The sequence below is a fragment of the Paucisalibacillus algeriensis genome (assembly GCF_000577245.1).
In the GTDB taxonomy this organism is placed as follows: domain Bacteria; phylum Bacillota; class Bacilli; order Bacillales; family Amphibacillaceae; genus Ornithinibacillus.
The window spans coordinates 405,027-426,327 of the sequence record NZ_CBYO010000014.1; the positions used below are offsets into that span (position 1 = coordinate 405,027).

The following is a 21,301-nucleotide window of genomic DNA, read 5'->3' on the forward strand; positions in this document are numbered from 1 at the left end:
TAAAGTAATTTACATATTAGACATACTTTTTAGTTTTTTGTAAGCAGAGTGAGTAGTAAGTCTATGAAAAGCAATTAATTTCTTCTTATAGATTACTCCATATACACCATATGGAGTTGGTGATAACCCCATCAATTCATCCCGGGTTTTCAAGTTTACAATGTCTGTTTTTATACCTAACTTGTTTGCTGCAGTAAGAACATTATCAGTTGCGATCTCAATAAACGGGCATTGTTGTGTGCGAATAATTGTTAATTTCTCAAAGATCTCTAGTCTTTCATCCCAGTCAATGGGAAAATATGGATTTGTTGAATCATTCAGTTTATGCACAAGTAATTCAAACCCATAAGGTGCATGATCTACTTCAACAAAATTATTTTTAATAAAAACTTCCTTACTTGGTGTCCATGAAGTATCTGGATTCGTGACAACGATAACACCAGCTTTATTTTGTTCCTTCGCATCATTTATACATTGCTGGATCAGTTCTGATGCATAGCCTTTCCCTGTTATACCCACCCATAAGCAATGAATTACTAAATAGTTCTCTCCATAAATGACTCTTGAGGAGTACTCAATAGGTGTATATTCAATAAATCCTGCTGGTTTACCATTCTCCATTATTTTTTTATATGTTAATCCTTCATTGAACCTATCCAATAACCATTCCGTTTTATTTTTGTAACCAGTTGATTTAGGTTGGCTACGAAGACAATAACACCCATTGTCATGTATATTTTCTTTTGTTAACTCAACTGTTTGAATCATTTCCAACAATACCCTCACCCCAAGATAGATTTTATTTCTAAACTAATTAATACCTACAAAACTATTACAATGCTCAATCAAATATTGAGAGAAATGTATAGTGTTTTCCACTCTTTCCATGTCTGAGGAAAACATTCTATCGTTTTCTCCTTTTCTTATATTAATTGCTTCTTGAATTATATTATGCCACCTACTTGGAAGATGGCTTAGTCCATAATTTCCTGCTCCTAACTTCGAAACTATATTTTGTTCCTTCATGGTATAAAACTGACGTAACAATCCGAGAACAATCCATTCAATCTCTTGATCTATCTCTTCAGACATAAAATTAAGTAAATGCGGTTTATTCTTTTCTATTTGCTGTATATAACTTAACCAGTATGAATTCATATTGTCATGTACGTACAAAAGTAATTCTTCTGCTGACACCTCAAAATCAAATTCCTTTGGATCTCTACTGATTAACTTGATTCCATTATTTTTTAAGGTCCACCAGGTTACCGGATTAAAATTAAAGTAGTTGCCAAAATGTATCTCACCATCATTATAAAACGGGTATTTTCCATTGCTATCAATTGATTTAGAATTGTTTTTCGATAATTCCTCCCAACTGATATAAACTCCATCCAATTCTGGCCTCCTGTAATTTTGTGCTAATATTTTATGGATATAATTTAACGATTCAGTATCTTCTTCTGTCAAACGGCGGTTCATTACCGCAAGAAAATCTATATCGCTAGAGTTCTTTTCATAAGCTCCGATAGCAATTGAGCCATGTATATAAAATTCCTCCAGAGTACTAGGAAAATGCTCATCTAATAGTTTTATATATTCTTCTAGAATGGTTTCTACATCCTTTGGTAAATTCATTCAAATACCTCATCCCGTAACGTTGTGTTACTAATCATTCGTTATCCATTTTTCTTCATCTGATATTGCAGAATATATATCCTCTTTAAAACGCTTACTTAATGTAAAGAAATAAAAATCTGATACTTCCAAGACATCATGGTTCTCATAAAATTCAAATGAAATAATTACTCTTCCACCAACCTTTAAATTATTGTCCAATTCCTCTAATTGTCTAAACATAATATTATACTTTGTACCTTTATCTTTTTCGGGTAAGTCCGCCAAATACTTATCCATATCATAATCCTCAAGCTTATCAGCATTGTCAAATTGCTCCAATAGATCTTTTATTTCTTTCTTATCCGTAACAAATTGATAAGAACTTCGAACTTCATTTTCCCACTTTATCACTTCAATTCCCATTTTTTTCTTGAAATCTGTAAACGTAATATCTTCAAATAGGGAAATGTTTCCTTTAGGATATGTAAGTGGTGTGTAAAAATAACTTAGACTCAGATGAATTTGAGACCCTATTAATAACAACATAATAAAGGCAATTATATAACCCCATTTTTTTTTCAATAAATTCTCCCCCCGCCAAACTGTTTCTAGTTTAATCATCTATGCACTAACCATTAATACAGACATTGTACCATATATTTCAGATAATTTTTATTATTCAAGCCCTATTTGTTTGGGCAAATTCCTCTAGATGCAAAAAAATCGTACAGTAATGATTACTGTACGATTCTTATCTATGAATTAAGCTAAGAAAATCTCATTTACGGTTTCACGATCAAGCTTCTTAATAACAGCAACAATTAGCTTCACAGCATTTTCAAAATCATCTCGGTGAAGTATTGCTGCATGTGAATGAATGTAACGTGTTGCAATTGTGATAGACAAGGACGGTACACCGTTTGCTGTTAAGTGGATAGAACCAGAATCCGTTCCTCCACCTGCAATAGATGTATACTGGAATGGAATATTGTTCTCCACAGCAGTTTGAACAACTAGGTCACGTACACCTTTATGGGAAATCATCGATGCGTCGTAAAGAACAAGTTGTGGACCTTCTCCTATTTTGCTATCTGCATCTTGTTCTTTAACTCCTGGAGTGTCACCAGCGATACCAACATCAACACCGAATCCAATGTCCGGTTTAACCGCATGCGCGGCAGTTTTAGCTCCACGAAGTCCTACCTCTTCTTGTACTGTTCCTACACCGTACACGACGTTTGGATGGCTTTCACCTTGTAATTGCTTTAAGACTTCAATTGCAATCGCACAACCAATTCGGTTATCCCACGCTTTTGCAAGTAATAGTTTTTCATTTTTCATTGGAGTAAATTCAAAGTACGGAACAATTGAATCCCCTGGTTTCACACCAAAATCAGACGCTTCAGATTTACTTGAAGCACCAATATCAATAAACATATCCTTAATTTCAACTGGTTTCTTACGTTCCGCAGCAGACAGGATATGTGGTGGTTTTGAACCAATTACCCCAGTAACGTCACCTTTTGAAGTAACTATAGTTACTCGTTGGGAAAGCATAACTTGGCTCCACCAGCCACCAATCGTTTGGAAGTAAACAAATCCTTTATCATCAATTCTAGTTACCATAAATCCAATTTCATCTAAGTGACCGGCTACCATTATCTTCGGTCCATTTTCATTACCGACTTTTTTGGCGATTAAACTACCAATATTATCAGTATACACCTCATCTGCATAAGGGCTTATGTATTTTTCCATCACATCTCTTGCTTCTTTTTCATTTCCAGAAATTCCTTTAGCATCTGTCAAATCCTTCAGCATCGATAGCGTTTCGTCTAATTGAGCCATATGTTTCCCTCCTATTTCTTTATTCTCTTAGTATAACGCGAAATGAAAATTTTGGATATTATTAGATATTTGTTTACTAAAGTTATTGTGTTTGCCATTCGCATATTATAGCCAAATTCTCATCCTTTATTTTACCCATAGCAGTATCTTTCATATTATATATTAGTATGTAATTATAAAGTCAAGATATCAACTGTTACTTTCCAGATGAACCAAATCCTCCTTGATCCCTAACGGAACTGGATAATACCTCTGTTCGTTCAAGTTTAACCTTTAACACTGGTGCGATTACCATTTGAGCAATTCTCATCTGTTTCTCAACTATAAAATCTTCCTTCCCATGATTAATTAAGATTACTTTTATTTCCCCTCTGTACCCTTCGTCAATGGTTCCAGGTGTATTCAGTATGGTTATGGAATGTTTTAATGCTAAACCGCTTCTCGGCCTTATCTGTGCCTCGGTTCCTTTTGGTAATTCTATTTGAATGCCTGTTCCAATTAACGCAGATTCACCAGGTTTAATTATCTTCTCTTCAGTAGAAAATAAATCTAGACCAGCATCCCCTTCATTCGCACGATACGGCATTTTTGCATCCTCATGGATTAACTTAATCTTTAATGTATAGTCCATTTCTATCCCTCTTTTTCTTTGATTTCTGGTGTAACAGTATTGGTATAATAAATTTATATCAATTTGTAACATCTTTTTCACATAAAATATGAAACCTTGTTTACCTTCAATACGTATTGCATAATAATAACCTAAACCTTAGGAGACGATGGTAATGATAGTGATTATGTTTCGTGTATTAATTGTGGCGGCCATTATTTTGCTAACTTATTCTATTATACAATACTTTCGCAATCCGCAAAGACTCTTAGAAAATGCCAAACAAACAAAAGGGTTTTACTATTTGGATGAACAGGGAAACAGTAAGAAAAATATTCGTTTTGTCTATAAAGGATGTCAATTTGAAGGAGAAAAGTATGTAGGTACAACAGAAAGTTCCTTTGAAATTGTAGATATATATGTAACAGTAGTTAATCCACTTGAATTACAAGGCTTAACCCGTGAAGATCTTTACTTTTTAGAACAAGAACTATTGATTCATTATCCACATGCAACAATAAATTGGAAACATCCTATTAATAAATTATTGCTTACTAACTAAAAAAATGGCTTAAGGGTTTCTCCCCTAAGCCATCTTTTTTACTACTGTGTACTAGATGGAAAGAAATCTTCCCATTTTATAACAATCTCTTTACGTCTTAATGCGTAGATTAAAAGCAATAATGCAAATAAGGATAAGAGGATATGCATAGGGGATAAGCTTGATAACCATCCACCAATAGATGTATACAATAACGCTAGTGGAATACTAGTTAATAGAGATGACCTCGTATAATCAGAGAAATCTGATGTTATTTCAATTAAACATAACGATAATAAATGAAAATGTATAAAAGGTATAAGACGTAACAAAGAAATTTGTGTCATTGTTAATTCGGTATGTTTACCAATTAGTTTTTTCTTCATACGTATTAAACGTTTCGATGTTTTAGGCATCCACTGAATAACAATATAAAAAATCATACTAGATAATGTAATACCAATGATGGAGAATACAGTACCATAAAACACACCAAATATAATCCCACCAGATACACAAATAAACACAACAGGTAAGAAAAACAGAGGACGGAGTAAGTGTACACTTATAAATAATAACGGGGCAAATAATCCTCCTGTCTGTACAATTGCCATGATGTAGTTCCCGAATATTTCCATACGACTCCTCCTTCTTTCACAGGTAAGAAAGATATAAAAAGCATGATCTATTAACGGTACATGTATATGACAAGAGACGAGCTATTATGACATGAAAAAATAACCATAAAGCACAACATGAACAATAATCAATAATGGCATTCCAATACGGAAAGGGGTATGTTTTGTCTTATGACGGAATACATGCATTCCAATAAAAGAACCAATTGCTCCTCCTAAAACAGCTACTCCCCAGAGGGTTCGTTCAGGTATACGCCACTCATTTTTTTTTGCGCGTTTTTTATCCACCCCCATTAAAACAAAACCAAGAAGATTAGCAAATCCAATATAAAACAACAACTCAGGTAATTCACCCATATTCTTTTTCCTCCCATTATGTAAAAATAACCAAACCAGCTTTTACTGGTTTGGTTATTTCAATTAGTTGTTTAATGCAGCTTTAGCTTGTTCAGCTAATTGAGCAAATGCTTGTGAATCGTTAACAGCTAGATCAGATAACATTTTACGGTTAATTTCAATACCTGCTAATTTTAAACCGTGCATTAATTTGTTGTAAGATAGATCATTTGTACGTGCTGCAGCATTGATACGTGCGATCCACAGCTTACGGAATTCACGCTTTCTATTTTTACGGTCACGATAAGCATATTGACCTGACTTCATTACTTGTTGTTTTGCAGTTTTAAATAACGTTCTCTTAGAACCGTAGTAACCTTTAGCTAATTTAAGTACGCGTTTACGACGAGCGCGCGTAACTGTTCCACCTTTTACACGTGGCATAGTAATTCCCTCCTAATACGACTCGATATATGTCAATTTAGTTTAGTTTTAATGATTGCTGATACTAGAAATACTTCTTATTTAGGAAGCATTGCTTTGATACGCTTGTAGTCACCAGAAGAAACTAGTGTACCTTTACGTAATTTACGTTTTTGCTTTTGAGATTTATGAGCAAACATATGGCTTGTGTAAGCATGTGATCTTTTTACTTTTCCGCTACCAGTTTTTTTGAAACGTTTAGCAGAACCTTTATGAGTTTTCATTTTTGGCATGTTGATTTCCTCCTCGAAAGCTTAATGCTTATTACTTATTTTCATTGATTGGAGCTAGCATCATAAACATGTTGCGGCCTTCCATTTTCGGTTTTGATTCCACTGTTGCAATATCCTTTACTTCTTTTGCAAAGCGGTCTAAAACCTCTTGGCCAAGCTCCTTGTGGGTAATTGCACGTCCGCGGAAACGAACTGCTGCTTTTACTTTGTCGCCTTTTTCAAGGAATTTACGAGCATTCTTTAATTTCGTATTAAAATCATGTTCGCCGATTCCTGGTGTAAAACGTACTTCCTTGACGTTAATAATCTTTTGATTTTTGCGAGCTTCTTTTTCTTTCTTTTGTTGCTCGTAACGGAATTTACCGTAATTCATGATTCTTGCAACTGGTGGTTTTGCAGTTGGTGCAACTAAAACTAAATCTAAATTTTGTTTTTGTGCAAGTTCCAATGCTTCTTGACGTGATTTTACTCCAAGTTGATCACCGTTTGCATCAATCAATCGTAACTCTTTCGCACGAATCTTTTCATTAACGTTCATATCTTTGCTAATAGCCAGCCACCTCCAAATTTTTTGGGTTTCTGATCCACTACCTGACAAGTTCTTATTAAACAAAAAGTGTGGGCACACAAATGCACCCACACGTCTTTAGTCGTTCATAAAAGATGTAAACCAGCCAACAACCACAGTAGCGTTGAAAGGTGAGAAGCGGGTGCCTCTACTTGTCATCAGAATCATTCAATTTTATTCAACTTTTATAGAGTAACATGTATATGAATAAATTGTCAACCCTTTGTTCAATATCTAGTATACACTACTTACCCCAATTATGGAAGTCTATATCGACTTTCATAATTTAATTGTATAGTACCCCATAGACCTGAGTAAAACTATTGGTTAAAAATATGGAAACTAATTATAGATTTTTACACTCACTAGTTACGTATACTACATTAATCTAAAACTTCAAATGAGCATAATTCTTCAATTAACATTGACTTATAATTAGCAGTTTCATATTGTGAATTATTTATTCTAGTCTTTTTTAATTGTAACATATCAAATAATTCATTTTCGATATGTCTTCTTGCTTCTAACACTTTAATGGTTCCTTCTAAACCCTTGTATCCTTTCATCTTCCCATAACCTTGGTTTGTGTAATACTCTATAAATCCAGAGGACCATTCTTTTGGTCTCTCTTTGTATGCTTTTTTGAATGAGAAATCTAAATCATCTTGCTCGATGTAAAACAGTACAGGATTTAGCTTTTCTATGACTTTTTCTAATGTAAGAACATAATTTATAACTTTCTCTTTTCCCACACCATACTTAACCATTCCAATTGTTAGTGGATTTTGTATAAAACAACATTCGAATATATAAGTTTTATTTTCATTGAGTGCTTGTTCAACAAATTCTACCCATCTCTGAGTGATTAAGTCTATATTTTTTTCTAATGGTAATTCATAAATATCGTTTTTGAAGATAGTTTCGAATAAGTTGTTGGGAAAAACCGATCCATATTCATTTGTAATTTCTCGGTATGGCAAAAAGTAGGCATTATCTCTTTTTATAACTTTATCATGTAATACTTCTTTTATTTCTCCGCAACTTGCTATCAGATTCTCGAAATCACTTTTATTAAAATAGGATACCCCATCATAATCTGCAGGGTGGTCTAAATTACCTTCGAGAAATAAGGAAGCATCTACTTTACTTTCTGATAAAATATTGTAAAGCAAATTCGCTGTAGTGGATTTACCAAATCCGGGAAGTCCTTCTACCAATAGTAATTTTGTTTCCAAAAACATGCCCCTTTCTTAATAAATTATAATGTTTCATATAAAAATAAATTGTCCACTGAACTCACCCCTTTTTATGTAACTCCAGGATATTTATAATTATTTCTCCAACCTATCAAAACTGTTTTGATTTTTAAGGAATTTCCTCTATGAACTCCGCTTTTATTTTACCACAATATTCCGAATAACATATCAAGCTCACTTCACTTAACTATAAAAAAAGACTATCAAATCAACTTCATTTGATAGTCTTTTTTATCATAACAAGATAATTTTTTCGAGCTATTTTTTTCTGTGTAATGTCTTCTTCTCAATTTCTTCTTTAATAAGTTTCTCAAAGTCATTAAAGACAAGTGTTTCAGATTTTTGTTCTCCGTATCTTCTTACATTAACCGCGTTGTCTTCTACTTCCTTGTCTCCAACTACAAGAGCAAATGGTATTTTTTCAGTTTGAGCTTCACGGATTTTATAACCAATTTTCTCATCACGCTCATCAACCTCTACTCGAACTCCTTGATATTGTAACTTTTCAGCTACTTTCTTAGCATAATCAAGGTGAACCTGTGGTGATACCGGGATAATCTTCACTTGAACTGGTGCTAACCAAGTTGGGAAGGCACCTTTATATTCTTCTAGTAAGAAGGCAACAAATCGTTCCATTGTGGATACAACACCACGGTGAATTACGACTGGACGGTGTTCTTTACCATCTTCACCTATATAAGATAGTTCAAAACGCTCTGGTAACAGAACATCAATTTGTACAGTTGATAGTGTCTCATCTTTACCTAAAGCTGTTTTAACCTGTACATCTAGCTTCGGTCCGTAAAAGGCTGCTTCTCCTTCTGCTTCTACATATTCCAGGTTCATATCTTCCATTGTTTCTTTTAAAGTACTTTGTGTTCTTTCCCACATTTCATCATTGTCGATATATTTTTCTTTATCTTCAGGGTCACGATATGATAAACGGAAATAATAATCTTCAATTCCAAAGTCTTTATATACATGCTGAATTAGTTCAACCACACGAATAAATTCTTCTTTTAATTGGTCTGGTCGAGCAAAAATATGTGCATCATTTAGTGTCATTGCACGAACACGTTGTAAACCAGCTAAAGCACCAGACATTTCGTAACGATGCATTGTACCTAATTCTGCGATACGAACTGGCATGTTACGGTAGCTCCATAGTTGATTTTTGAAAATCATCATATGGTGTGGACAGTTCATTGGGCGAAGAACTAATTCTTCATTATCCATTTGCATAGTAGGGAACATATCCTCCTGGTAGTGATCCCAGTGTCCACTTGTCTTGTATAACTCAACATTTGCAAGTACTGGTGTATACACGTGGTTATATCCTAGACGTTCCTCTAGGTCAACAATATAACGCTCGATCTGCCGACGAATGGTAGCACCTTTAGGTAACCATAGTGGTAAACCTTGACCTACTTTTTGGTTGACTGTAAAAATACCAAGTTCTTTACCAAGTTTACGATGATCACGTTCTTTCCGCTCTTCCAAGATTTGCAGATACTCTTCAACCTGTGCTGGCTTTTCAAAAGCTGTACCATAAATTCGTTGAAGTTGTTGGTTATTGCTATCTCCACGCCAGTAAGCACCGGAAATACTTAATAATTTAAATGCTTTTATTTTACTAGTAGAAGGAACATGGATTCCACGACAAAGGTCGAAAAATTCTCCTTGTTTGTAAATGGTTACTTGTTCCTCTTCCGGTATTGCATCGATTAATTCAAGCTTTAAGTCGTCTCCAATTTCAGAGAACATTTTCTTCGCTTCTTCTCGACTTACCTCAATTCGCTCAATTTCTAGATTCTCATCCACAATACGTTTCATTTCTTTTTCAATCTTTGGAAGGTCTTCTGGAGTAACTTTTTCATCCATATCAAAGTCGTAGTAGAATCCTTCCTCAATAACAGGACCAACGCCAAACTTCACATCTTTATACAGACGTTTAATTGCTTGTGCCATTAAGTGGGCTGTTGAGTGTCTTGCGATTTCAACACCCTCTTGATTTTTATAGGTAATAATTTCAATTGCCCCACCTTGGTTTAATTCACGCTTTAAATCATACGGTTTCCCATCTAATTTAATAGCCAATGCTTGTTTCTTTAAACCTGGAGAAATAGAGGCTGCAATATCTTCTCCAGTCGTTCCTTGTGGAAACTCTTTACTCGCGCCATCTGGAAAAACGATTTTGATTTCTGCCATGACTAACACTCCTTATTCTATTATTTTCTCTGTAATTAAAAAACGCCCATCCCTCTGCATACATTTGCAAAGGGACGAGCGTTGGTCACGTGGTTCCACCCTAATTTCCGTAAAAAATACACGGCTTAAATCTTTAACGCAGATCTACGCTACCATCTACTGAAAAATTTCGATAGTAGAGTTCAAAGGTGGTAATCATTTGGCTGTATGTGGAAGCTTTCACCACTTGGCTTCCCTCTCTATGCATAACAGTATTCAAATGATCATGTCCTTATCGTTACAGATAAATATACTAAATATAATCCACATTATAGCGCTACTTACAAGGATAATCAAGACCTATCGTTCATTTTTTAAATAAATAGGAAATGGAAACTTACTAAACGGTTCAAAATCTACTCTTTCCTGAAATACATTTATAACGGTTAATGTTTTCGGTTCGGAAGGATGATCCCCATATATTTTAATTTTCTTAGGCGCTAGTGCAACTAACGGGGCCAAATTTAGTTCATCTTCATCTAAACCAACAATGTAAAGTGGCTCCTTTTGCATTAACATTCGTAATTCCATCCGGGTAAATCGTTTACCATCGGCTTTAAAAAATGAGAATGTAGTACCCTGCACGATATGAACTACATTGTATATTGGTACTTTTTTGGCTATATATTCTCGTAACATGTTTACAAATTCCTGGTGGTCTTCTTCCCGCTTATATTCGTCAATAGCTAATCCAACCATATTTATTAAATAATCTTTAAATACCTTCAAGCGAAAATTAACAATCGAATCAAAATGTACGGTTGTTGTATTTTTCACATTAGATACAAATAAGGAGTAAAGCAATTGCAATGGGTCATCTTTTTCCTTCCTCACTTGTACACTTTCATCATCTTCACCAGCAAAAAGCCAATGTGTAATATCCAATATCTTTTCAATTTCATCTGGATCAGAATAATAATAATACTCTTCTGTAATTCCTTTTATCATGGTTGATAACCGATGTGTGACAAAAACATCAATCATTGATTTGACAACAGATTCGATTAATTCATTATCAGGTTGATGGTAGTCTATTTTTAATTGATTCCCCCAATCTTCATGTGTTTTCCAGTGTAATTCAATTTTCTTGTTATAATGGAATAATTGCTCACAGAAACTAATAACTTCTTTATTCGAAGAAAAATAAACATCCATTAAGCTTCACTCACCCTCATCAAAAACCAAACTGTTACATTATATGGACATACTTTTTAAAAAATGATAAATCCATTAAAACTAGTAACAATAGTTATTAAGGAGGGTTTGAACAAAGCTCTAATATGGAGTTCGAGTTCATTTTGAATAAACTTAAATAATTCTACCTTATTTTCTTTAATAATATAAAAAAGCCAATAAAAGATAAATCTTTTACTGGCTTACGTATCTCTCCTATTATCTGCAAAGATAGGAACTTCTGTTGTTACTTGCTTGATTCGCTCCATAATTCTCCCTGCTTTAACCGCTTCTATATCTCCACGATTAGTTTTCGCCAAATGATCCTCTAACTGATCCATACTATAATTAGATGTAAAGAAAACTGGTAAACGTTCCATCATGCGATACTGCAGAATTGTTCCAAGTACTTCATCACGGAACCATGCAGACTGCGTTTCAGCACCAATATCATCCAACATTAATACGTCAGCTTTCTTGAAAAAGTCTATCTTTTCATTAATAGAGTCGTCTTTAATGGATGATTTCATTTCTCTGACAAATTCAGGCATATATATTAGCATCGATGAAAGATTGTATTTTTTCAATTCGTTAGCAATTGCTCCAAGGAAGTACGTTTTCCCTACACCGAATGGTCCGTAAAGATATAGTCCTCGTTTTGGTAGACCATTTTTGACTTCTCCTAGGAAATGAATGATCTCACGAATTGCTTTACTTCTATTTGGATCATTATCAATCCCATCAATTGTAGCTTCTAAAATTTCTTTCGGCATATATAGACTCTGAATTAACTTATGCTGTTGTTGATTCTTCTCATGTAAGATGCGGTTATGACATTTTTCATATGATAAACTGACTTCGTTGTTTTCCACACGAAGAATTGGGGAATATCCTGGAACAATATTTTTACAAGATCCATAAGAAGCACAAAATTCACATTGTTTCGACTGAGATTTATACTCATATAATTTGATAAGACTTCTTTCAATTTCATGTTTCGGTAATTCTGGATGTAAAGATAAGAATTCTTTAATCTCAGGGTCACTCAATACTTCATTTTTAATCTTTATATAGTTTTCTTGAAAATTCTTGTTCTTGTCCATCCATTGTTTGAGTGTGGATTGTACTGGTTTCACGTCCATCATCCTTGTATATACATGATTATTTTTTTGAATTATTGGAGTATTGTTTTAGTAAAGAAGAAATCTCTTCTTTTTCTCGTTCTAGATCAATTGTAGAGCCCTTTTTCGTTTCATTGGTATTGTTTTTCCGTTCCTTAAACCACTCTGGAACAACTTCCTTACGATTGCCTTGTTGCTTATAATTGCGATAGTTTTGCTGTTTTTTCTCAGTAGCTATTCGATATTGTTCTTTTTCTTTTTTGGCAAACACCATAGCTTCTCTTGCTGTTTGCAAATTTGCTCTCGACCAATGACTAGCGATTTTCTCCAAATATGCTTTTGATAGCTTCATATTAGTTTGTAACAATACATAATGAATTAATACATTCATAACTGGAGATGGTAGCCCTTGAGTTGTCATGATTTCTCGAATCGCCTTCAAATCTTGTTCAGAAGCGTGATTACCACTAGATAAATCCTCTAGTAATTGTTTTGGTGAAATTGTTTCAAGTTCATGAATCAGTTGTTCTTCTTTACTCATTGCTTTCTTAAGATCGGCTTGCTTTATGTCTACTATAGGTTCCGACTGTTTCGTAACTAATTGAACAGAAGCTTCTTTACGTGAGGTCTTAAAGATATCGTGACACGCCTCTTTAAATTCCGCGATGTCTAGTTTGTTTTCATCAGTTAGCGCCCATAAAACACATTTCTCTACTTCATATTCTGCTAATCCATAAAGCTGCATCATTTGGTTAATAATTCGTTTATTTTCAGTTGTCAAAACACGCTTATATGGAATCATCCGTGATTTCAACACATGTTCCATCCAAGAAAAGTCAATGGTCTCTAATTGCGGGCCATTGCTCTCTGGTAAACGATTTACATTTTGTTTTGGCATAAAATCTGAATGAATCGTATCAAATACATCCCCGAATGAGGCGGTAATATTGCTACCATATAACTGTTCCGGTTGCCTAACGAAATGAGAATTAAGTAAAGAATACTTATCTTCACCAATATGATGGTATAAGAGTTGTGAGAGCATGGCATCTCTGAAAAAGTCATACGGTGAGAAGGGGCTTTGTAATACATAATGAAAGACCGTTTCTTCCGTTGACTTTTCCTCAAATGTTTTTAATAATCCTATTCCCTCAAGCTTTAACCTCGCCTCATAAATTTCAACTAATGAGATGTTTAAATAGTTCATCAATGTATGGTGTGTCTGAATAGGTACTTCTTTTTGAAAGTCCATTTCATGTAGTAATGTTTGATAAAGCATAACTGCTTTAATCCCAAGTAATGGCTGATAAAGATGGGTTAATGACTTTGAATAGTCAACTGGCAAATTACCATGTAAAACAACCGTATAACCATCAACTGGTAATATTTTTCCAATAAAATTCATCTAAACCCTTCTTTCAAGATAATAAGGAGTCTTAGGAGTTCTTTTTGTCTGTCTGTATTAAATCCTTTAATTCATCTAAGAAAACATTTATATCCTTAAATTGACGATATACTGATGCGAAACGTACATACGCAACATCATCCACCTTAGAAAGAAGCTCCATCACCATTTCTCCAACTTCTTTACTATCAATCTCAGATGCTCCTGTATTTCGTAATTCTTTTTCTACATTAAAAGCAAGTGTTTCAATTTGGTCGATTGAAACGGGTCTCTTCTCACACGCTTTAATTAGTCCCCGAACTAACTTTTCACGACTGAATTCCTGTCTAGTACCACCTTTTTTAACAACGATTAACGGGACTTCCTCCATACGCTCAAACGTTGTAAAACGATAGCCACAGTTTTCGCATTCGCGTCTCCTACGAATAGAACGCCCTTCTTCGATTGGTCTAGAATCTAAAACTTTTGTATTTTTATTTTGGCAGTTTGAACATCTCATCCTAAATAACCCCATTTACTAAACAATGACTAATTTTTATCAATTAATGGTAATTCCTTATCTAACTTCTCATAAAACTGTTTAATTAATTTCGAACTCTTTCCAAAGTCAAATGGAAGTGCAGATTCACTTGTAACTGTAAAATCAATTGCGGTTTGATATGGACGGACCATAATAACGGTTGCAATAACAAATGCTTTATTACCTTTCACAACATGGAAGCTTATTTCACCGTGTTCTAAAGAGACGGAATTGATATTATAGTTAGTTGATCCTTTAATTATCTCCTCTAGTTTTGTTAGTCCTTTATCCTTAGTTGTTTTATAATAATGGGTCTCGAGTTCCTTGTCCCAATGCTTCTCCGATGTTTCAGCTTGATTATAAAAAAACCTGGATAATTTCTTGCCAAAAGACATCCATTCCACTCCCATTTCTTCTCATTCCGAATACTATAACTCTATTTATTTTAACATGTTTTATAGATTTACCCTAGTAAAAATTAAAAAAGCAAAGAGAGTTGAGCGTAATATTTAGCTCAACTCTCTACCATTCTATCATATTATTCGGTTATGAAACGGATACTTTTTTTGCCTTTAAAAAACTTCCAACATATTTCACAAGCTCGACTACTCTAGTAGAATAGCCCCACTCATTATCGTACCATGCTAATACTTTAATCTTGTTGTTATCCATTACCATGGTGGATAATCCATCTATTATTGCTGAGAATTCTGAAGTTGTATAGTCTATTGACACTAACGGTTCATCACTATATTGGATAATGCCAGATAATTCATTCTTAGCTGCAGTTTGGAATATATTGTTCACTATTTCTGTCGTTACAGATTCCTCGACATCAACTACTAAATCAACTAATGAAACATTCGGTGTTGGAACACGCAAAGCCATTCCGTGTAATTTTCCATTTAGATGTGGCAGTACATCTCCTAAAGCCTTGGCTGCACCTGTTGATGTTGGAATAATGGATTGCGTACAACCTCGTGCACGACGCAAATCCTTATGTGGATTATCTAAGTTTTTTTGATCATTGGTAAAAGCATGAACAGTCGTCATAAGCCCGTTCTTAATTTTAAAGTTTTCATCTAAAACTTTTACCACTGGTGCTAGACAGTTTGTTGTACAAGAAGCATTAGATATAACATTATCATTTGCTTCGTCGTACGTATCATGATTTACCCCCATTACAATTGTTTTATCTACTTCTTTTCCAGGTGCTGTAATGACAACTTTTTTTGCTCCAGCTTTTAAATGTAATCCAGCAGTTTCTCTTGTTTTAAATTTTCCAGTTGCATCAATTACAACATCAATTTCAAGTCTATTCCAAGGTAATTTTTCTGGCTCTCTAGAATTTACGAGTTTGACTTTTTTTCCATCTACCTGCAATTCGCCATGAAGCGCTTTCACTTCGGGTTGAAAAATTCCGTGTACACTATCATATTTAATAAGATGGGCTAATGTTTCTGGAGGATAGCTAGCATTAACGGCTACAACCTCTAAATTAGGATCTGTAATTGCTTGCCTGAAAACCATTCTCCCAATTCGTCCAAATCCACTAATTGCAATTCGAGTTTTACTCATGAAAAGTCCTCCCGCATTATGATATACTATTTTATAAAAATTCACATATAGTATAACACATTAGTGTCGGAATGTAAGCATAAATAAAAAAACTCAGGAGAGGTATTTTTGCCCTTCCTGAGATATTGCATCTTAAACATTGGAAAAGTTCAGCTTACAACATTTATAATGCTAAAACTTAATAACATAAATTAAATATGAAACCAAAAGACCCATCCATTGTACAGATGCAAAAAGAAATATTGTTTCTATTGTATAGTTTGGATCACTTAGTAATAATAGCATTAAAAAAGGAATCATTATGATTGACAGTATACCAGTAACAATTAAACTTTTAGCTAGAATACTTACCTGATACTCATCGTATTTCTTCTTTCTTTTCACTATAATAAATCCAATAATTGCAATGGTTAAGACGATAATAATGTACCCAATAAATCGCATTTTTCCTTCAGTAATATAGTCAGACCACCCATTCCAAAAAGATGAATTTAAAGTTTTGGCATTTGACAGCATACTTACAAGTTCCATATGACCAGCTGTAAAAATGAAGATAAATGCGTAAAAAAAAGACAATAGACTTATAAAAACAATATTCACTATTGGCTCCTTTAACAAAGTCACTTCCTATCACTCTCCTCAAAAACAAATAACGCTTCGATTGACATATTAAAAAACTTCGCTAAGTCATAAGCCAACCAAATAGACGGGTCAAATTTATTTTTTTCAATTGCATTAATTGCCTGTCTTGAAACACCAACTTTTTCACCTAACTGTGCTTGTGTTAGACCGTTTTGTTCTCGTAATACTTTGACATTATTTTTCAATTTCTAATACCCTTTCACAAGTAAGGTTAACCTTACATATAGATTAACTATTTTTATTTCCAATGTCAAGTAAACCTTACAAAGAATCAATCATTTTCGTAAAGTTTCTTTTAATAGGATAGCAACTAGGCAAAAAATGACTATCAAACTGAACGTTGATAGTCATTCCTGTTAATTACCAAGGATATTCTCCACTATGATAGAACTTGCCACTTTTCTAGAATATTTCTTAGCTGCTTATAGGAGGCTTCCTTGGACCCATTATTATCAATTACAGCATCTGCTTGTTTCACTTTTTCTTTTAGTGCTATTTGCGACTGAATTCGTTCTAATGCTTCCTCTTTTGTGGAGTTATCCCGCTCCATTAACCGTTCCAGTTGGACATACTCATCTACATATACAACTAATATCTTATCAACCATATGTGTCAGCTTACTTTCAAACAACAGAGGAATATCCATGACAATACAGGGTTCCCCATTTTCCAGATAAGATTCCCTCTGTTCTAGCATTCTTTTTCTTATTGCAGGATGAACAATCGAATTCAATTTCTTACGTTTTTCATTATCAGAGAAGATAACCGACCCTAATTTTTTTCGATTAAGGGTTCCATCTGGAAAAAGTACGTCTCTCCCAAATTCACTAACAATCTCCTTTAGAGCATCCTCACCAGGTTCCACTACATCTCTTGAAATTTGGTCTGCATCGATAACTGGAATCTGAATATCTTTAAACATAGAAGATACAGTACTTTTTCCACTAGAAATACTTCCTGTTAACCCAATCACTAAAGTCATACTAATTCTCCTTTAGAGCTTTTGACAATGTAAGCAGACATGGGTACCCCGTCCGCCGACCTTCATTTTAGTAATAGATCTTCCACACCTCGGGCATTCTTCATTCTCTTGACCATAAACAGATAATTCCTGTTGGAACATTCCCATTTCCCCTTGACTATTGACATAGGATCGTATAGTAGTTCCGCCTTGCTTGACCGCCTCTTCTAGTGTCGCTATTGCCTGTTTACGAACCTCTCCGACTTCTTTTTTAGTCAGCTTGCTAGCCTTTTTTAACGGATGAACCCGTGCTTTGAATAAGGTTTCATCAACATAAATATTTCCTAATCCAGCAACTACAGTTTGATCTAACAGCACCGCCTTTATGGAGCGGTTTGTAGTCTTTAGTTTTTTGTAAAAATAATCTAACGTAAATCCTTTATCAAACGGATCGGGGCCGAGTTGAATTAATGGCTTCTGAATTAATTCCTCCCCCTTCTTCACAATGTGCATCGTACCGAATTTACGAACATCGTTATAACGAAGTTCCTCATCTGTTGTAAATTCAAATATGACATGTGTATGCTTCTTAACTGGTTCATCCTTATAATGAACACTGTATTTCCCTTCCATCCTAAGATGAGAAATCAATGTTATATCATCTAACTCAAATAACAGAAATTTGCCTTTTCTTTTTATATCCTGTATGGTTTGCCCCAATAAAAGTTGCTTAAACTCTTCTACATCATCTGGCTTTTTTACGATTTTCCCCCAATATACATGGACATCCTTAATCGTACGATTTAACACAAAACGTTTTAGTGTATTTCGTATTGTTTCCACTTCTGGTAACTCTGGCATTTCAATTTCTCCTTATTTTGCATCGTACCAGCTTTCTCCATATGAATACTCAGCTTTTAGTGGCACATTAAGCTCGACAGTGTTTTCCATCATAGCTGGAACAATTTCCTTTAATTTCTCAAGCTCTTCTTTTGGCGCTTCTAAGATAAGTTCATCATGTACCTGGAGAAGCATACGTGCCTGCATCTTTTCTTCTCTAAGCTTTTCCTTTAAATCAATCATAGCTTTCTTAATTATATCTGCTGCAGAACCTTGAATTGGCGTATTCATTGCTGTTCTTTCGGCGAAGCTTCTTAAATTGAAATTTCTGCTTGTGATTTCTGGTAAATATCTTCTACGATTCATTAATGTTGTAACATAACCCTTATGTTTTGCCTCTTGAACGATTTCGTCCATATATACTTTTACCCCTGGATAGCTTTCAAAATAACGTTCAATAAATTGTTTCGCTTCCTTACGAGTAATACCAAGGTTTTGTGAGAGCCCAAAATCACTGATACCATACACAATACCAAAGTTAACAGCTTTTGCTTGTCTTCTCATATTTGATGTAACTTCATCCTTTTTTACATGGAAAACATCCATTGCTGTCTGAGTATGGATATCTTGCCCACTATTAAAGGCAGCAATTAACTTCTCATCTTTGGCAATATGAGCTAATACTCTTAATTCAATCTGAGAATAATCTGCTGCAAATAAAATCCAATCCTTTTCAGAAGGTACAAATGCATGTCTAATTTTACGTCCTTCTTCAATACGAATCGGTATATTTTGCAAGTTGGGTTCAATTGAACTTAATCTACCCGTTTGCGTTAAAGCTTGGTTATATCGAGTGTGAATTTTGCTAGTTTCCTTATCAACCACTTTTAATAATCCTTCAATATAAGTTGATTGGAGCTTTCCAAGTTGACGATATAACAAGATTTTCGGAATTATTTCATGATCATGTTCTAGCTGTTCCAATACATCTGCAGCTGTTGAATAACCTGTTTTCGTTTTCTTGATGGTTCGAAGCCCAAGTTTTTCAAATAGAATAGGACCTAATTGTTTAGGCGAGTTTATGTTGAATTCTTCCCCCGCTAGTTTATAGATCTCCTTCTCTATTTCCTCGAGACGTCGTTTTAATTCTGTTCTCATTTCTTCTAATCGGGGAACATCGACTAGGACACCAGTATGCTCCATTTCCGCTAGGATTAATGCTAATGGCATTTCAAGTTCCTTCAATAATGTATAAAGTTCATGTTCACGAAGTTCTTCTTCCATTCTTTCTTGAAGCATATGGAGTGTATTAACTTTCCGAACCATATGATCCGCAAGTATTTCTTGCCCGGGTACTTTCATTTTTGCTCCCTTACCATATACTTCTTCATCATATAGGACTGACTTTAAACCCATTCTGTGAGCAATTGCTGGAATATCATGATTATTTTCAGAAGGATCTAGCAAATAAGAGGCTAGTAGCACATCGAAAGTCATACCCTGTAGATGAATTCCTTTTTTTAATAGAGCAACTAGAGATTGTTTTGCATCGAAAACAACTTTTTTACTCTTTGAATCCTCTGCCCACTTTTTAAACGCATCTGATTTTAATGCTACTTCAGTTGGAATAAAATATGCTTTTTCCCGGTTAGCAACACCGATACCTTCAATTGGAGCTGTATGATAACTATCAGAAAGCATTTCTATAATCAATGCTTCATCACCTGTAAACATCTCCGGGCTAACATCGTCCACTATTTCAAAGTTTATCTCTTCCAGTTCTTCTTGCGTTTCTACAACTACTTCTTCTGCACCGATACGATTTAATAAAGATTGGAAACCCAAGTCCTTAAAGAGAGTTGAAACATCCTGACTAGAGTAGCCTTCATATGACAGGTTATCTATTGATACTTCAATTGGTGATGCACAGTTAATCGTTGCAAGCTCTTTACTCATATATGCATCATCTTTATGATTGATTAAGTTTTCTTTTAACTTTTTACCACTAACCTCTTCTAGATGGTCGTATAGGTTATCTAATGTTTTATATTGTTTTAATAACTTAGTTGCAGTTTTTTGTCCAACACCTGGAACCCCGGGGATATTGTCTGAGGTGTCTCCCATTAGCGCCTTCAATTCAATAATCTGTTCAGGTGTGACCTCCATCTTTTCAAACAAATACTCAGGTGTATATGCTTCTACTTCTGAGATTCCTTTTTTGGTTACATTTACAGTTACATCATTAGAAACTAATTGCAACATATCTTTGTCTCCAGAAATAACGGTAACCTCAAATTCCTTTTCTTTGCCCTGCTTAGACAATGTACCAATAATATCGTCTGCTTCATAATTCTCTAGCTCATAATGACGTATATTAAAGGCGTCAAGTAATTCCCTAACTAATGGAAATTGCTCTGATAATTCAGGTGGTGTTTTTTGTCGGCCACCCTTATATTCTTTGAAAGTACTATGTCTAAAGGTTGTCTTTCCTGCATCAAAGGCCACCAACAAATGTGTTGGCTTTTGTTCCTCTAATATTCTAAGTAACATCGTTGTAAATCCATAGACTGCATTGGTATAGACACCCTTATCATTGTTTAACAAAGGAAGTGCAAAAAAGGCTCTATAAGTAATGCTATTTCCGTCTATCAATACTAATTTATTCGTCATGTCTAAATTCC

General features: G+C 34.4%; 24 protein-coding genes and 2 other annotated features. Of the genes, 1 reads left to right on the forward strand and 23 read right to left on the reverse strand.

Annotated elements, in window-relative coordinates; genetic code table 11:
- Positions 1 to 9: 9 nt before the first annotated feature.
- The 5 genes from TY11_RS11630 to dut form a co-directional block, all read right to left on the reverse strand.
- Entirely contained in the window at positions 10 to 768 is a 759-nt protein-coding gene (locus tag TY11_RS11630) for a GNAT family N-acetyltransferase (protein ID WP_081755909.1), read from the reverse strand.
- 42 nt (positions 769 to 810) lie between these two features.
- Positions 811 to 1,638 (reverse strand): aminoglycoside adenylyltransferase domain-containing protein, encoded by an 828-nt coding sequence (locus tag TY11_RS11635; protein WP_042146292.1) that lies wholly within the window; start codon positions 1,636 to 1,638, stop codon positions 811 to 813.
- A gap of 30 nt (positions 1,639 to 1,668) precedes the next feature.
- Positions 1,669 to 2,202: a hypothetical protein gene (locus TY11_RS11640; protein ID WP_042146294.1), complete on the reverse strand. Its 534-nt coding sequence runs from the start codon at positions 2,200 to 2,202 to the stop codon at positions 1,669 to 1,671.
- A 180-nt stretch (positions 2,203 to 2,382) separates the two neighbouring features.
- Positions 2,383 to 3,468, reverse strand: a complete 1,086-nt coding sequence (locus tag TY11_RS11645; protein ID WP_042146296.1) for a M42 family metallopeptidase — start codon at positions 3,466 to 3,468, stop codon at positions 2,383 to 2,385.
- A gap of 196 nt (positions 3,469 to 3,664) precedes the next feature.
- A complete protein-coding gene (dut, locus tag TY11_RS11650) occupies positions 3,665 to 4,099 on the reverse strand; it encodes a dUTP diphosphatase (protein ID WP_042146299.1) in 435 nt (144 codons plus the stop codon).
- Positions 4,100 to 4,253: 154 nt separating this feature from the next.
- Here dut and TY11_RS11655 point away from each other — a divergent pair, with 154 nt between their 5' ends.
- Complete coding sequence (locus TY11_RS11655) at positions 4,254 to 4,640, forward strand: hypothetical protein (protein ID WP_042146301.1); 387 nt, start codon at positions 4,254 to 4,256, stop codon at positions 4,638 to 4,640.
- Positions 4,641 to 4,681: 41 nt separating this feature from the next.
- Here TY11_RS11655 and TY11_RS11660 read toward each other — a convergent pair whose 3' ends face one another.
- The 18 genes from TY11_RS11660 to polA form a co-directional block, all read right to left on the reverse strand.
- A complete protein-coding gene (locus TY11_RS11660) occupies positions 4,682 to 5,257 on the reverse strand; it encodes a TVP38/TMEM64 family protein (RefSeq protein ID WP_042146303.1) in 576 nt (191 codons plus the stop codon).
- Between the two features lie 84 nt (positions 5,258 to 5,341).
- Positions 5,342 to 5,614, reverse strand: coding sequence for a DUF1294 domain-containing protein (locus TY11_RS11665; protein ID WP_042146304.1), 273 nt, complete (start codon positions 5,612 to 5,614; stop codon positions 5,342 to 5,344).
- Between the two features lie 63 nt (positions 5,615 to 5,677).
- Positions 5,678 to 6,037 (reverse strand): 50S ribosomal protein L20, encoded by a 360-nt coding sequence (rplT, locus tag TY11_RS11670; RefSeq protein WP_042146306.1) that lies wholly within the window; start codon positions 6,035 to 6,037, stop codon positions 5,678 to 5,680.
- 77 nt (positions 6,038 to 6,114) lie between these two features.
- Entirely contained in the window at positions 6,115 to 6,309 is a 195-nt protein-coding gene (gene rpmI / locus TY11_RS11675) for a 50S ribosomal protein L35 (RefSeq protein WP_042146308.1), read from the reverse strand.
- Positions 6,310 to 6,340: 31 nt separating this feature from the next.
- Positions 6,341 to 6,847: a translation initiation factor IF-3 gene (gene infC, locus TY11_RS11680; RefSeq protein WP_042146310.1), complete on the reverse strand. Its 507-nt coding sequence runs from the start codon at positions 6,845 to 6,847 to the stop codon at positions 6,341 to 6,343.
- A 66-nt stretch (positions 6,848 to 6,913) separates the two neighbouring features.
- Positions 6,914 to 7,037: a sequence feature (ribosomal protein L20 leader region), on the reverse strand.
- A 223-nt stretch (positions 7,038 to 7,260) separates the two neighbouring features.
- Positions 7,261 to 8,112, reverse strand: coding sequence for a P-loop NTPase family protein (locus tag TY11_RS11685; RefSeq protein WP_042146312.1), 852 nt, complete (start codon positions 8,110 to 8,112; stop codon positions 7,261 to 7,263).
- Positions 8,113 to 8,391: 279 nt separating this feature from the next.
- Complete coding sequence (gene thrS, locus TY11_RS11690) at positions 8,392 to 10,341, reverse strand: threonine--tRNA ligase (RefSeq protein ID WP_042146313.1); 1,950 nt, start codon at positions 10,339 to 10,341, stop codon at positions 8,392 to 8,394.
- Between the two features lie 67 nt (positions 10,342 to 10,408).
- Positions 10,409 to 10,628: a binding site (T-box leader), on the reverse strand.
- 52 nt (positions 10,629 to 10,680) lie between these two features.
- Positions 10,681 to 11,535 carry a sporulation protein YtxC gene (gene ytxC, locus TY11_RS11695; RefSeq protein WP_042146315.1) on the reverse strand — a complete coding sequence of 285 codons (855 nt, stop codon included), beginning with the start codon at positions 11,533 to 11,535 and terminating at the stop codon, positions 10,681 to 10,683.
- Positions 11,536 to 11,756: 221 nt separating this feature from the next.
- Positions 11,757 to 12,689, reverse strand: coding sequence for a primosomal protein DnaI (gene dnaI, locus TY11_RS11700; protein ID WP_042146317.1), 933 nt, complete (start codon positions 12,687 to 12,689; stop codon positions 11,757 to 11,759).
- A 25-nt stretch (positions 12,690 to 12,714) separates the two neighbouring features.
- Positions 12,715 to 14,079, reverse strand: coding sequence for a replication initiation and membrane attachment family protein (locus TY11_RS11705; protein ID WP_042146320.1), 1,365 nt, complete (start codon positions 14,077 to 14,079; stop codon positions 12,715 to 12,717).
- 31 nt (positions 14,080 to 14,110) lie between these two features.
- Positions 14,111 to 14,578, reverse strand: coding sequence for a transcriptional regulator NrdR (nrdR, locus tag TY11_RS11710; protein WP_042146321.1), 468 nt, complete (start codon positions 14,576 to 14,578; stop codon positions 14,111 to 14,113).
- 29 nt (positions 14,579 to 14,607) lie between these two features.
- A complete protein-coding gene (locus TY11_RS11715; protein ID WP_042146323.1) occupies positions 14,608 to 14,994 on the reverse strand; it encodes a hypothetical protein in 387 nt (128 codons plus the stop codon).
- Positions 14,995 to 15,145: 151 nt separating this feature from the next.
- A complete protein-coding gene (locus tag TY11_RS11720) occupies positions 15,146 to 16,177 on the reverse strand; it encodes a glyceraldehyde-3-phosphate dehydrogenase (RefSeq protein ID WP_042146324.1) in 1,032 nt (343 codons plus the stop codon).
- 171 nt (positions 16,178 to 16,348) lie between these two features.
- Positions 16,349 to 16,801 (reverse strand): hypothetical protein, encoded by a 453-nt coding sequence (locus TY11_RS11725; protein WP_042146326.1) that lies wholly within the window; start codon positions 16,799 to 16,801, stop codon positions 16,349 to 16,351.
- Positions 16,798 to 17,004: a helix-turn-helix transcriptional regulator gene (locus tag TY11_RS11730; RefSeq protein WP_042146328.1), complete on the reverse strand. Its 207-nt coding sequence runs from the start codon at positions 17,002 to 17,004 to the stop codon at positions 16,798 to 16,800. The genes TY11_RS11725 and TY11_RS11730 overlap by 4 nt, the downstream gene beginning before the upstream one ends.
- Positions 17,005 to 17,198: 194 nt before the next feature.
- Positions 17,199 to 17,801, reverse strand: a complete 603-nt coding sequence (gene coaE / locus TY11_RS11735; RefSeq protein ID WP_042146330.1) for a dephospho-CoA kinase — start codon at positions 17,799 to 17,801, stop codon at positions 17,199 to 17,201.
- A gap of 12 nt (positions 17,802 to 17,813) precedes the next feature.
- The gene (gene mutM, locus TY11_RS11740; RefSeq protein ID WP_042146332.1) at positions 17,814 to 18,641 is read right to left on the reverse strand and encodes a DNA-formamidopyrimidine glycosylase; all 828 of its coding nucleotides are present in this window, start codon (positions 18,639 to 18,641) and stop codon (positions 17,814 to 17,816) included.
- A gap of 12 nt (positions 18,642 to 18,653) precedes the next feature.
- Positions 18,654 to 21,290 (reverse strand): DNA polymerase I, encoded by a 2,637-nt coding sequence (polA, locus tag TY11_RS11745; RefSeq protein ID WP_042146333.1) that lies wholly within the window; start codon positions 21,288 to 21,290, stop codon positions 18,654 to 18,656.
- Positions 21,291 to 21,301 lie beyond the last annotated feature (11 nt).